This is a genomic window from Psychrobacter sp. UBA2769, from assembly GCF_002352555.1.
GTDB lineage: Bacteria > Pseudomonadota > Gammaproteobacteria > Pseudomonadales > Moraxellaceae > Psychrobacter > Psychrobacter maritimus.
The window spans coordinates 1-13,534 of the sequence record NZ_DEIR01000004.1; the positions used below are offsets into that span (position 1 = coordinate 1).

Here is a 13,534-nt window from a genome sequence, read left to right on the forward strand (position 1 = left end):
ATTGGCAGTTTCATTTGTTGAGCTGTCAGGTTTAAGGCGCTATCAAAACAAGCGGCGTAACCCATGGCAAAAAGCTGTTCTGGATTGACGCCCTCTTTGTCCTTTTCTTGAAACGAGACCAAATCAAAACCCAATGAGCCATCGTCAAGACCGGTATGTCCAGAACGACCACCGGTTGCAGTGGCGCGAGTTTTATAAAATATTTTCATGATTGATTCCTCAGCTATGTTTTAGATAGTTTATTGTGTTTAGCGCTAGCATTAGCAGTAGCGCTTGGTCATTTCCAATAAAGCTATTATAGGAGTATGTAGGACAATCCGTTAGAACATAGCTCCAAACGTCTTGCCTAATTCTACAAATATCTATAGTATCGAGCAATTAAAGAAAATAAGAAAGCCTAATGAACCAATCAACTATTGAGCAACTACTCTCCCTCTTGCCTAGAAACCAAACCATTCAATCTGCTATTTCAGGCTTATTTTTTTACTGTGCAGATAAACCCAGTAAAGCCATCAGTTATATCCAAGAACCCAGTATTTGTATCGTCTTGCAAGGCGCACGTGAGATTTATTTAGGTGCAGATTGCCAAAAGTTTGATAAGAGCAATCTGATGTTTTGTCCGGTCAATATTCCTTTAAGCATGCATATAAAGCACGCATCGGTAGAGCATCCGGTCATTGTGCTGTCTATGAAATTAAACCTTGCCATGATTGGTGAGGTTTTAGCAAAAATACCGCCCAAACAGCCCGAAGCACTTGAACCTGCTAATCACTTAGGAATAAAGTGGCAATTGGACAGCACCATACTGGGGGCATTTGAGCGCCTTATACACTTGCTTGACTATCCAGACGATATCGACTTTCTTGCCTCATTAATTCAGCAAGAGATTTACTATCGCCTGCTTATAGCAGAGCAAGGCAATAAACTACGCCAACTGGTAGTCAATGGCAGCCATACGCACCGTATCACCCAAGCTACCGATTGGATAAAGACGCATCTAAATGAGGCAGTTGTTGTAGAGGAATTGGCCAGTCGCTGCGGTATGAGTGTTTCGGGGTTTCATCATCACTTCAAAGAAATTACTCAGTTAAGCCCGTTACAATATCAAAAGAGTTTGCGACTCATGGAAGCCCGGCGTCTGATTCAGGCAAATGACTTTCAGATATCGCAAATCGCCATGCAAGTTGGTTATGAAAGCCCGAGCCAATTTAGCCGAGAATATAAACGGCTATTTGGGGTAAGCCCAAGCAGTGAATTAAAGACCTAGAATTTAATAACCAGAATTTAATACTTAGAATTAAACAACTGAAATGAATCGTCAGCCCATCATTTATATCCATAAATATAATCATTATCTGTATTATCACAACTGACAATAACGTTTATAAATTAGCGCCTAAAATTAATACTTATAAGGAAATATCGTGCAGGAACTACGACGTTTTAAGGATTATTTACATGATAGACCTAAGCCGACAGGCCTCGACGTTGTCTGCGGCTTAAAGCATTTTTCTATTATCACGTATGCAGTGCCAGCAGATAGGTTTGAGGGGATATTTCCTGCTAAGTTTAAGCTCGATACGGTAATGGTAGACGGTGAAGAAAAAGGTTTAATCTCTGTGGTACCCTTTATCGATGTTGATTTTACTTCTGCTGTTTATCCTTTTCCAGCATTCACCATGGGACAGACCAACTATCGTATCTATATCATCGATACAGAAACGGGTGAGCGCTGTGTGTGGTTTTTGGGCACGACTTTAGATTCTTGGACTTTAGCAGTGCCCAGATACTTATGGAGTCTGCCTTGGCATAGCGCGAAAATGACTTTTGATTGTCAATTTGATGACGCAACTGGCAAGTATGTAAAGTATTCGGTAAACGCTGAATCAGAATGGGCAGCGGCTTCGGTATCGCTTGCACAAAATACAGAGGAGTCTTTTTCATTTTCAGGTTTCCCCGATACTGAATCGGCGCTTGTTTATTTGACTCACCCGCTGGCAGGATTTTATCATCGCCGTGATGGCAAGCTTGGTACTTATCGGGTTTGGCATAAGAGACTTGAAGTACAGCCAGCATCTGTTATTTCTGCCAATTTCAAGCTATTATCAGACTTAGGGATTGTCACCACTTCAGAGCAAAATCACCCTTATAGCGTGCTCATTGAGCCATTAAATACATTTACTATTTATCTGCCGCCAAAGGTTGTTGGATAACTGAATAATTAGATAGTTGGATAATTGACTAACTCAATAATTAACTATCTGTTTTTTTGGCAACAAACTGTACCACCGCACTCAAACCTTGATGGCGCTTACCTTCTGAAATCATGCGCTGCTTTTCGATACCCGTTATTTCTTCTAACTCTGCCAGCTCGGCACGCAAGACTGCTAACGAACCAAAGCGCTCTTTTTGCGTTGCAGGAGGTCCGCCGACAGCATTCATGGTTAGCTGCTGTTCGGTATAAGCCTCAAGGAGAAATATCCCATTCGGCTTTAACGCTTGTACAATCTGAGCGTGAACGTGCTGGCGTATGGCTGTAGGCAAATGCGCCCAAATAGAAACGATACCATCCCACTGTGCTTCGCCAAACTCATAGTCGGCTAAATCGGCAACCTGTGTCTTAATCTCCACGCCTCTATCTTGCGCCAGCTTTAATGCCTTATTCAAACCTACTTCAGACATATCCATGGCGGTCACTTCGTAGCCTTGCTCCGCCAAAAATACCGCATTTCTACCTTCGCCTTCAGCCAAACATAAAACCTTACCACCTGCTGCTATTTCCTTAAATGTATCTCTTAAAAAATCATTAGGTTCGGTACCAAAGATATACTCTGCTTCGTTATAGCGCTCGTTCCACATATCTCATTCCTTTAGTATATTATTGCTTAGGCTATTTATAAAATATGTATATAAATAGCGAGCAAATAAACAGTGAGTGTAGAAAACCATTGACTTTACCCATGTATTCATAATATAACATATATAATATATTCATTATTCCGCATTTATTGACGTGCTTTTAATGCAGTATAAAATCACAAGTATATTGGGGAGGAAGTCACATGATTCGTTTAAGCTACACCCTCAAATGTTGGGCATTAGGTATCATGTATTACTTGGGATTTCACTTCATTGTCCTATCAAGCAATCCTAACTTTGCAAAATATATCTATATTTTGGCCATCAGCACCCTACTCTTCCCGGTTGCTAAGCGTGCCGTCGATGTCGTTTCAGACTTTATCGCGCCTCATACGATTATCTTTAATGGCTTATTATCGTCATTATTAATCAATATTTTGATTTGGCTGTTGACGCCATTTATCGTCGCCTTGACGCTTATCGCCTTCTTGTTTTATGGTATGGGCGTGCTTACGGAAAATATAAGAGCAAAACCCTAAAGCTCATTCATAAACCTGAAACCTGAATATTTAGCGTAATCATTAGAGCAAAGACAGAACGCCTCGTCTTTGCTTGTGAATTTATAAGGTATAAGGTGCAACGCCTTATCGCTTTAATCGTCTAAACATAGTACAGTAGATACTTGCCTATATTTTTACTCGTGCTTATATCAGTAATTATCATCGCTAACCACTTACCCTACCATACTTACATAGCTTACTTGCCCTACTTGATTGAGTGTAATCTGAATTAAGGGTGAGGACTTGGGTTAGCATTGCACGGCAGTTAAGCATATGGCTCAACCCATTTGCCTAATTACAAGCATTTATCATCAACCGTTTATGATATAAACTTTTTTGTTTTATTATGCATAATACAATAAATATTCATTATTAATCGCCTTGTAAAAGGCTTATGCTTGAATGTTGATTGAATTGATTTACCAATGTGATGCAACCACTGTCATTTTAATAAATGACGGTCTCACTGCGTCTTAATCAGGGCTTTTTATTGAAAGGAATTTTATTGAATGACTACTGCTACTCGCCAAGAACATGATCTACTCGGCTATCGTGACGTCCCTGCTGATGCTTACTATGGCATCCAAACTTTACGTGCTTTTGAAAACTTCACCGTCAGTGGTGTGCGCTTAAATCAGTTTTCTACCTTTATTCGTGCTTTCGCTACCGTTAAAAAAGCGGCGGCTATCGCCAATAACAAAGTAGGCGTACTAAATGACACGGTTAAAGACGCTATTGCAGCAGCGTGCGATGACTTAATCGATAATAAATATCACGACCAGTTTATCGTAGATATGTTCCAAGGCGGCGCAGGTACGTCAACCAATATGAACGCCAATGAGGTGATTGCCAACCGAGCACTAGAAATCCTCGGTTATGAAAAAGGCGATTATCAGCATGTGCATCCAAATAACGATGTCAACCTGTCACAATCGACCAACGACGCCTACCCTACGGCGATGAATGTCGCTTTGGACGATTATTGCGTGCGCCTGTTAGATAAGATGGCTATATTGCACACAAGCCTGAAGAAAAAAAGCGTTGAGCTTGCTGATCAATTAAAAATGGGTCGCACCCATTTACAAGATGCGGTACCTATGACGGCAGGTCAAGAGTTTAATGCCTTTGCAACCATGATAAAAAAAGAGATGGAGCGCATCGAAGCTACTCGCGCGCTATTTCATGAAATCAATATGGGTGGCACAGCGATTGGTACCGGTTTGAATGCCCCAGCTGGCTATTCTGAAGAAGTTGCCAAGAGCTTATCAGAGCTGACTGGCAGACCTTATTATATCGCTGAAGACTTGATTGAAGCCACGCAAGATACCAGTGCTTATGTTGCACTGTCTGGCAATTTACGTCTGTTTGCCGCCCGTTTATCTAAGATTGCCCATGATTTACGTTTGCAGTCTTCAGGTCCGCGTGCAGGTTTGGCGCAATATCGCTTGCCTGAAATGCAGCCTGGTAGCTCAATTATGCCGGGTAAAGTAAACCCGGTTATCCCAGAAGTGGTCAATCAAGCTTGCTTCCATGTGATGGGTATCGATCATACTATCGCTATGGCGTCAGAAAATGGTCAGCTACAGCTAAACGTTTTTGAGCCAGTGATTGCCTTTAACTTGTTTACCGGTATGAGCATGCTTGCCAATATCTGTGAGATGTTTGCTACTCGCTGTATCGATGGCTTGATGATGAATAATGAGGCGTGTAGCGTCGAGGTATTCAATAATATCGGACTGGTCACTGCGCTGAACCCGCATCTTGGTTATGATGCGTCTTCTTTTGTCGCAAGAAGAGCACAAGAGACTGGTGGTAGTGTGTATGACATCGTATTAGAAGAAAAACTGATGGATAAAGAGACGCTAGATGATATCTTGTCTCCTGCCAATATGGTATATCCAAAGGTTAGAGCCTTACTGTAATCTGTCTTTAGTTAAATAAACAGGCTGGGTTAGCGATTGCTAATCTGGCCTTTTTTTATTGATAATGAGGGTTAGTTACTTAGAATTGGAAGGTGCATCCATTCAATAACTTGCACTATCAAAACTACACGCAAATTTCACGGACAGTTATTTGATTTTGATATTTGCCTAGAGGGCCATATTTACCAATAGAACTGATTTTGCCAACGACGCAAGTTTCGAAATATTTGTAATAGCCTTTTTGATTGATACTCTTCGAATCTTTCATTAATAATTGCTTTGGATCTGACACGTAGTAAGTGATGTCATTAGAGGCCAACTCATAAACCTCAAAGCTTCTTTTGAAGTCGCCCCGTAACTGCACTTCTTTTTGCACGCTTGTTGGCGTCAATTCCTTCACGTTTTTATTATTACTGGCTTGTGTTTCATCACAGCCCGTAATAATAAATATAGTTGATGCAAATCCTAATATTATCAGTCTAAATTTAATCATTATTTTTTACCCTGCTAAAAAAATTACATCAATCTATTGTGTAAAGCTCAGAAAAATTTGGTGTAAAACAATAATAGCTCTTCATTTTAATCAAATATTATCGATTAGAATGAAGAGCTATACAAGATAATTGTCATAGGTTGTCAATTATCAACTTTTAAAGCTCAAATCGAGCCTTAACTCATCTTATCCCACATCTTGCTTAAACGCTTCGGTGATACTGCCATGCGGGTTTTCATCGGTTGCGCGAAGAGCTGAATGCGATATTCCTCAACCATCCAGCGATACTCGCTGATGGCTTTATCGTTGGCACGATTTGCCAGCCGCTCCATGTGCACATCAAGGGCATAGACACCTTCAAGGTCGGATTCAATATTATGCTCAAGGCGTTCGATACGAATCTCCAGCGCCTCCAGATAGCGTGGATACTGCTGCCAATGGCTATAATCCATGCGATAAACAAAGTCAGCCAATTGCAAGTCCTCTAGCTGATCTTCGATATCTTCGATAGACTCGCCAAATATCTCTCTATCAAGCATGAGCAAACTCTGACGGATACGCTGCCAACGGGTATAGACATTTTTAAGCGTTTTTATCACGTTTTGACCGGTTAATAGGAAGTTGCCTGCCACTACTTCCAAGGTTTTTTCATACTCTTCTGGCGTGAAAGGCAATTCTTCAGCAAGGGCTATGGCAGTATCATCAGCACTTTCAGGTAAATCAGCACTATGATCAAATAACACATAATGCTCTTCAAGCGCCGCATCCAATGCCGCATCGATAACGATGGTTTTTAGCTTCTCCATATCCCCAAGTGGCGCAAATGCCAATTTGAATATCTTATCAATTTGACTGGTCAGCTGTTTTTTCTTCGCGCCAAGCTTACCTTTTATCAAAGTTAAAACCCCGATACGGTGCGCCTGCAACGCCGCATTGACATCGGTATATTGATGAATCGATACCGCTTCACCTGACGCGTCTGCGACCAAGGCAGCAAACTGCTTCATCACCACGCCTGCACTATGATGGTTTTTGCTAAAGGCAAAATGCTCAGGGAATTCGGTGTGCGTGCCTTGCTGCTCATTCACCGCTTGACGGGTTTCACTAGCGTGGCGAATTTGTAGCGTTTGTAGGTCGCGACCTTTTTCGATAATGCGGTTTTTGTCATCAACAACGCAGATTTGCGGCTGCAAATAGCGATCAATACTAGCAGGGTTAAAGCTATCTGGTGTCACCGACATAATGCCGCGACGATTTAGGGCTTGGCAAAGCTGCTTAAGCAGTCCTTGACCACCAGCGGGCTGCAATTCATCGAACAAGCTATCGGCGGTGTCAGGAATCGGTACAATTTGACGGCGAATGTCTTTAGGCAATGACTTGAGCAATTGTAATACCAGCTCATAACGCCAGCCGGGTACGCCCCACAATAGCTCAATCGCATCGAGCTGCGGTAGCGCCACCAGTGGCACACGAATGGTCACGCCATCATCATCGCTTGACGGATCAAAGACATAGCGTAGCGGTAATTTTAAATCACCCAATTTCCACACTTCTGGGAAATCGCCTGTGGTTGGCGCTTGGCTATTAAGCACGTCATCATCGGTAAAGAATAGATGCTTAGCATCATTTTTCTCTACCTCGGCACGCCAATCCTCAAACGCTTTGCGGCTGGCAATATGTTCGGGGATTTTTTTATCATAAAACTGATACAGCGCTTCTTCATCAACCAATAAATCACGGCGACGCAATTTGTCTTCAATGCGTTCAATATCAGCGATTTTATCCATATTATGCTGTAAAAATGGCGCTTGCCGACCTAAATTACCAGTCACCAAACCATCGCGGATAAAGATTTCTCGCGACTCAGCTAAGTTGACTTGCTCATAGTTGGTCAGCTGCTTACTGATAATAATCAGACCAAACAAGCTAATCTGCGCATAGGCTTTGACACGCCCCGTCTTCTTCGACCAATGCGGCTCAAAGTAGTGATATTTTAATAGGTCACCTGCCGCTGAGATAATCCATTCCGGCTCAATTTTGGCAACGGTGCGCATAAACACTTGCGAGGTTTCAACCACTTCAAAAGCCATGACCCAAGGCGGTACTTGTTTAAACACCGTACTGGCTGGGAAGATTTTGGCTTTTTGCTGGCGCGCAGCAAGATACTCACCGCGATTTTCGGTCTTATGCGCAATCGTAGACAATAATCCTGTTAGTAATGCGCGATGTAAATTGGCATATTTAACGGCTTTGAGTTCTTCATCTTCAATCGCAGTAGGATCGCTCGTAACGTTCTCTAACGAAGCCTTTTTATTACTACCTTTATCAGCAGTTTTTGCATCCTTAACATCCGTCAGCTTAAGCTCGGTCACCATTTGTACCAGCTGGCGATGGGTTTGGTCCCATTCACGGACACGCGGGAAGCTCAGATAGTTTTTCTTGGTAAAATTCTTACGCTGATTACCAGACAGCTTATTGCCGTCTTCGTCTTTTTCAAACAGGGCTTTCCAGAGACTTAAATAGAATAAAAAGTCAGAGTCATCTTGACGAAATTCCGCGTGCTTTTGATCGGCTTGCTGGCGCTTATTTACCGGACGCTCACGCGGATCTTGTACGGCAAGCGCCGCAACGACAATGAGCATTTCACGGATACAATCAAAGTCAGAACCAGCAACCAACATACGTGCCAGCCTTGGGTCGATTGGCATACGTGCCATTTTTTGCCCAGTCGGTGTCAGAACCAGATGGTCGAGACCTTTTTTGGGCTTGTTGGTTTGCTTAGCAGAAGAGGCTTCATTTTTAGAGGTAATCGCGCCTAACTCATCGAGCAGCTTATGCCCATCAGTAACTAAGCGGCTATCAGGTGGCTCAATAAAGGCAAAATCATCAACACTACCTAAGCGCAGATTGGCCATCTGTAAAATAACGGATGCAAGATTGGTCCGTAAAATTTCAGGTTCCGTAAATTCAGGACGACCTGTGAAATCCTCTTCACTATACAGACGAATACAGACGCCCGGCGCAACACGACCGCAGCGACCTTTACGCTGATTGGCTGCTGCTTGTGAGATGGCTTCAATCGGTAAACGCTGTACGCGTGAGCGATACGAATAACGCGAAATCCGCGCAAATCCTAAGTCAATGACATAGCGAATGCCGGGTACGGTCAGCGCAGTCTCGGCAACGTTGGTGGCGATAACGATACGCCGACCGCGACCTGAGGGCTGAAAGATACGTTGCTGCTCTTCATAGGTCTGCCGTGCAAATAGTGGCAGCACTTCGGTATGTTTTGGCCCATGACGCTCAAGTACCTCTTGGAGCTCACGAATTTCAGCTTCTGTCGCCGCAAATATTAAAATATCTGCTTGATCAGCATGACCTTTGTTTTGTGCATCACTAAAGCATTCTTCCACTGCGGCAACCACCGCGCGAGGCAGATTCTCTTCAAAATCATCATAGCTGTCATCATCCGAGCTATTCACTGGCTCATCAGTCAACGGGCGATAACGAACTTCTACGGGAAAACTACGACCTTCGACATTAAAAATCGGCGCAGGCACATTACGCTTGAGCTTATTATCATAACGACTAAAGTATTCGCTAAAACGCTTAGTATCAAGGGTTGCAGAGGTAATAATGACTTTTAAATCAGGGCGCTTAGGCAGCAGTTTTTTCAGGTAACCCATAATAAAGTCAATGTTTAAGCTACGCTCATGGGCTTCATCAATAATAATGGTGTCGTACTTACTTAAAAACCGATCATGCCCCAATTCCGCCAGCAAAATACCATCGGTCATGAGCTTCACGACAGATTGCGCTGTGCCTTGTTCATTAAAACGAATCTTAAAGCTGACCGTATTACCGAGCTGCTCGCCCAATTCTTCAGCGATACGGTTTGCCACACTTCTAGCAGCCAGTCGTCTTGGTTGTGTATGCCCTATTTGCCCCGTAATACCGCGACCTGCCAACATCGCCAATTTCGGCAATTGCGTCGTCTTACCAGAGCCCGTCTCGCCTGCGACAATAATCACTTGGTTATCAATAATAGCTTGGATTAAATCATCAGCACGTTGACTCACGGGCAAATCAAGATTCAGCTTTTCAGCCAATTTGTCTGGAATACTATCCATACGTGCCTGCACCGCTTGCTGTGAGCGGGTTTTTATCTTGTCATATTGGGCACGTTTTTTGGCTAGCCCATCTTCTGCTTTATTATCAGCATCTTTTTTATCTCTCTTATTGTTAGCCACAGCAGCCCGCGCCAGCTCACCCTCTAAGCGGCTAAGAAAATAGCTGTCTTTTGCCAGCACGGGTAAATCAGCAGCAACCTTAGCTTGCAAAGATGCATTATCAGTGTTTGCCGTAAGATTTGAGTCATCATTATCTAAGTTTGCAATTTTACTTGATTCATTACTTGACTGATTGGGGCTAAGGGCACTGGTGTTTCGTTCATTGGCGGTGTTTTCAGTAGGCATTTCTGAGACATTCTTAGAAGTATTGGGCATATTTACTTAGGCTATTTATTATTTGGAAGTGTTTAGATTATGGGGGTAATTTGGGCATGATTCAAGATGGTTATGGTGCTTGGTTGACACATTGAAATCTTTTATCAGTTTTGAGAGCCCTAGCTTTGATGGCATTGATAATGTAATAGCTCTTTTCATGACCATGGTTAAGCCATCAAGCACGCCCTAAAACTAATAAAAACGGCCTAAAGAGTAAAATTAAGCGTTACTGGTATGAATGAGCTGTCGACTAGTCGCAGCTCTCGTAAAGAAGGTATGGAGCTTTTGCAATGGCACCATAGGAAAAGGCAGGTGCAACGAAAGTATTAATCTCTCAAACGCGACCACCTCATCGGCTAATGACTTAGCGACGTCAGGCTGAATCTGCGGATTTTCATAAAGATTATCAATTAACCACGTCAATTGCGGAAAATTGGCATTATTATGAACCTGATAAAGCGTGGTCAATAACTCATCAGGTATCTGGCAACGCGTTTTGCGAATGATGCCGTTTTTAAAATACATATTTAAAGCCATATTATGCTAACTTCCTTAAATTCTTGATACTCAGATAACCAACGTACTCTTTATCATCAGCATTCACAAGCTCATGACTATCATTAGCCATAGGCTCAATTAACAGCTGAACGTTTGAAATAAGGTTATTGACGTTATAAATATCATCAATATCTACCTCAAACTTATCATCGATATGCGAGGCGGCGTTGAAAGGTGAGTCTTTATCTTTATAAGTGAACTGCTTATAAAACTCGCTCTGCTTTGCTTGCTTAATGGCGTCCGCTTGAGTAGCAGCAACGATAAGTAGCTTGTGATGAAACTCCTCAAAACTGCCCTGCTGATAGCCACCTAAATTGATAAAGAATAGCTTTAAATCGTTGGCACTCTCTGCTTGGCTACTTGATTCAACCAATTTAATCGCATAATTATCGACTTTGCTAATCGCTCGATACGAATCAATATGCCATTTATTTTTGACTTCCGGCCAATGATGGTTGATATCGTCTATCAACTCGCTGACTTCATTAGCCACGCCAAAAAATATATCGTGCTGCTCAATCAAACGACCTTTAGGGCGGCCACCAAGTTGCACCATAAACAGTGTTAGCATGTTATATAGTCCTTATTAGATATATAAAACTTATGGTTTGAGCATGTCCTTACTTTAAAAACGGTGACATGCTTTAGTTATACAGGCATTAAAAATAAAAGGGAACAAAAAACCCGATGTTTAAGCGCTTAAACATCGGGTTTTAGGAGTTATGATGAACTTGATTGCGAGGCTATATTAAGAAGAAATAAGCCCACAATCCGACCACAAAGGTAGCAATGATATTGAGGATAACACCCGTACGAATCATCTCGTTCTGCTTAATCAGCCCCGTACCAAAGACAATCGCGTTTGGCGGAGTCGCAACCGGTAGCATAAAGGCACACGATGCCCCAATACCGATGACCAATACCAACACTTCGTGTGGCAGACCCATCTGCTCGGCAATAGCTGCAAATACTGGCACCAACAAGGCTGCAGAAGCCGTATTAGAAGCAAATTCTGTCAAGAAGATGATAAATGCTGATACCGCAATCATCACCACGATAAGCGGTGCTGACGACAGCGCATTGGCGACCGTTTCACCCAATACTAAAGATGCACCTGACACTTTCAAAATCGTTGATAGCGCAATACCACCACCGAATAGCATGAGCACGCCCCAATCGGTATTGTCAGACACTTGCTTCCAAGATACCAAGCCCAAGCTGACCACAGCGGCAGCAGCTGATAAGGCAATAACGGCATCGGTATCAGTAATATCCAGTGCAGCACCGATTTTCTTAGAGAATATCCAGCTCAATGCAGTGACGATAAAGACGATAATCGTAACCACACGCGGTTTATTCCATGCGATAGGCTCGTCTTCAACCAGTACAATTTTACGATTGAGGTTGGGTTTAAGAAACAGATACATCGCACCCAATAATAGTGGCAATAGCACCAGCATCATCGGTACACCAAACTTCATCCAGTCCACAAAGGCAATGTTGAGCGCCTTTGCCGCGATAGCGTTTGGCGGTGAACCAACGATGGTACCCAAACCACCAAGGCTCGCTGAGTAAGCAATACCTAGCAGTACAAATACAAAGGTACCACGGTCTTTTTCACGGTCAACTTGGGTCAAAATACCGAGTGCCAGTGGCAACATCATCGCAGCGGTGGCGGTATTTGATATCCACATTGACAAAAATGCGGTCACGCCAAATATTAAAAATACCGCCGTACTGAGTTTGCCGCCTGACATCGATAAAATCTTTAGCGCGATTTTTTTATCCAGTTGCTGCACGTGTAGTGCCGCAGCCAAAGCAAAACCACCAAAGAATAAATAAATGGTCGGATTGGCAAAGCTTTGTAAACCGATTTCCGCATCGAATTCTGGAATGCCAATAAGCGCTCCGACGACGACCACTAAAAGCGCGGTAATCGTGACGTGTACCGCCTCTGTCAGCCACAGCACACCGATGAAAAACAACACCGCTAGGCCTTTATTGGCATTGATATCGAACGGCAATACATTATAAATAATCATACTGATAACCGCCGCAATAGCGACTACTATCAGTCCTTTACCGGTACCCTTTGGAAAGGTATCGGTAAATAAGTACTCGTTGCCATCATCAGGAAGATGGCTATCTAGTTTTTGCTCTGACATAAAATGTCCTTATTTTCCCAAAGACGGTGTAAAAAGACGCTAAAATAAAGATGCATTTTAGCGATTTGCCATTCATTCATCGGCAACCACTAAAAAGACGCCGACATCATAACAGATATATAACAAAAAACTGATGGAACAAAGCGGTTATTAAATTTGCAATAGATATGGTTATATCAAAGGTAAAGAATTGATTTTAATGCATTGTGATTTTTAATAAACTAAAATGAATGCACCTTAGTCAATACGTTGCCAAGATAAATTTTTCTCGTTAGCTGAAGTGCTTTTAAACCCTTATAGCTAATTAGCCTTATCCAGCATTAAACCGTGTGAGGTGCCGTTACACATCGTCACTAAACAAGCGTACACTGTATATGTACAAGCACATGCTGCTATCCCATACTAAATGAGTCGCTATAAAACCAAACACCAATAAACGTTACTTATTAAATTCTTATAACGTTTTTTATTG

10 protein-coding genes and 1 pseudogene are annotated in these 13,534 nt (G+C 42.5%); 4 read left to right on the forward strand and 7 right to left on the reverse strand.

Annotated features, from left to right (window positions below):
• A pseudogene (locus B3Q63_RS01065) lies at positions 1–209 on the reverse strand (organic hydroperoxide resistance protein); the annotation flags it as partial.
• A 191-nt stretch (positions 210–400) separates the two neighbouring features.
• On the opposite strand from B3Q63_RS01065, the gene B3Q63_RS01070 reads away from it, so the two are divergent.
• Together B3Q63_RS01070 and B3Q63_RS01075 are read left to right on the forward strand one after the other, a co-directional pair.
• On the forward strand, positions 401–1,267 hold the full coding sequence (locus B3Q63_RS01070; RefSeq protein WP_296172792.1) for an AraC family transcriptional regulator: 867 nt from the start codon (positions 401–403) through the stop codon (positions 1,265–1,267).
• Between the two features lie 157 nt (positions 1,268–1,424).
• Complete coding sequence (locus B3Q63_RS01075) at positions 1,425–2,213, forward strand: DUF2071 domain-containing protein (protein WP_296172795.1); 789 nt, start codon at positions 1,425–1,427, stop codon at positions 2,211–2,213.
• A 40-nt stretch (positions 2,214–2,253) separates the two neighbouring features.
• On the opposite strand, the gene B3Q63_RS01080 is transcribed toward B3Q63_RS01075, so the two are convergent.
• Positions 2,254–2,859, reverse strand: a complete 606-nt coding sequence (locus tag B3Q63_RS01080; protein ID WP_296172798.1) for a class I SAM-dependent methyltransferase — start codon at positions 2,857–2,859, stop codon at positions 2,254–2,256.
• Positions 2,860–3,062: 203 nt separating this feature from the next.
• Between B3Q63_RS01080 and B3Q63_RS01085 the strand changes: the two genes are divergently transcribed.
• Both B3Q63_RS01085 and B3Q63_RS01090 read left to right on the forward strand, forming a co-directional pair.
• A complete protein-coding gene (locus tag B3Q63_RS01085; protein WP_296172801.1) occupies positions 3,063–3,398 on the forward strand; it encodes a hypothetical protein in 336 nt (111 codons plus the stop codon).
• A 530-nt stretch (positions 3,399–3,928) separates the two neighbouring features.
• Positions 3,929–5,341, forward strand: a complete 1,413-nt coding sequence (locus B3Q63_RS01090) for an aspartate ammonia-lyase (RefSeq protein WP_201620297.1) — start codon at positions 3,929–3,931, stop codon at positions 5,339–5,341.
• 124 nt (positions 5,342–5,465) lie between these two features.
• Here B3Q63_RS01090 and B3Q63_RS01095 read toward each other — a convergent pair whose 3' ends face one another.
• The 5 genes from B3Q63_RS01095 to B3Q63_RS01115 form a co-directional block, all read right to left on the reverse strand.
• Entirely contained in the window at positions 5,466–5,834 is a 369-nt protein-coding gene (locus tag B3Q63_RS01095) for a hypothetical protein (RefSeq protein ID WP_296172806.1), read from the reverse strand.
• Positions 5,835–6,010: 176 nt separating this feature from the next.
• Positions 6,011–10,339 carry an ATP-dependent RNA helicase HrpA gene (gene hrpA / locus B3Q63_RS01100; protein ID WP_296172808.1) on the reverse strand — a complete coding sequence of 1,443 codons (4,329 nt, stop codon included), beginning with the start codon at positions 10,337–10,339 and terminating at the stop codon, positions 6,011–6,013.
• A gap of 219 nt (positions 10,340–10,558) precedes the next feature.
• A complete protein-coding gene (locus tag B3Q63_RS01105) occupies positions 10,559–10,876 on the reverse strand; it encodes a hypothetical protein (protein WP_296172811.1) in 318 nt (105 codons plus the stop codon).
• A 1-nt stretch (position 10,877) separates the two neighbouring features.
• Complete coding sequence (locus tag B3Q63_RS01110) at positions 10,878–11,468, reverse strand: DUF1543 domain-containing protein (protein ID WP_296172812.1); 591 nt, start codon at positions 11,466–11,468, stop codon at positions 10,878–10,880.
• Between the two features lie 172 nt (positions 11,469–11,640).
• Positions 11,641–13,062: an SLC13 family permease gene (locus tag B3Q63_RS01115; RefSeq protein WP_201564992.1), complete on the reverse strand. Its 1,422-nt coding sequence runs from the start codon at positions 13,060–13,062 to the stop codon at positions 11,641–11,643.
• Positions 13,063–13,534: the final 472 nt, after the last annotated feature.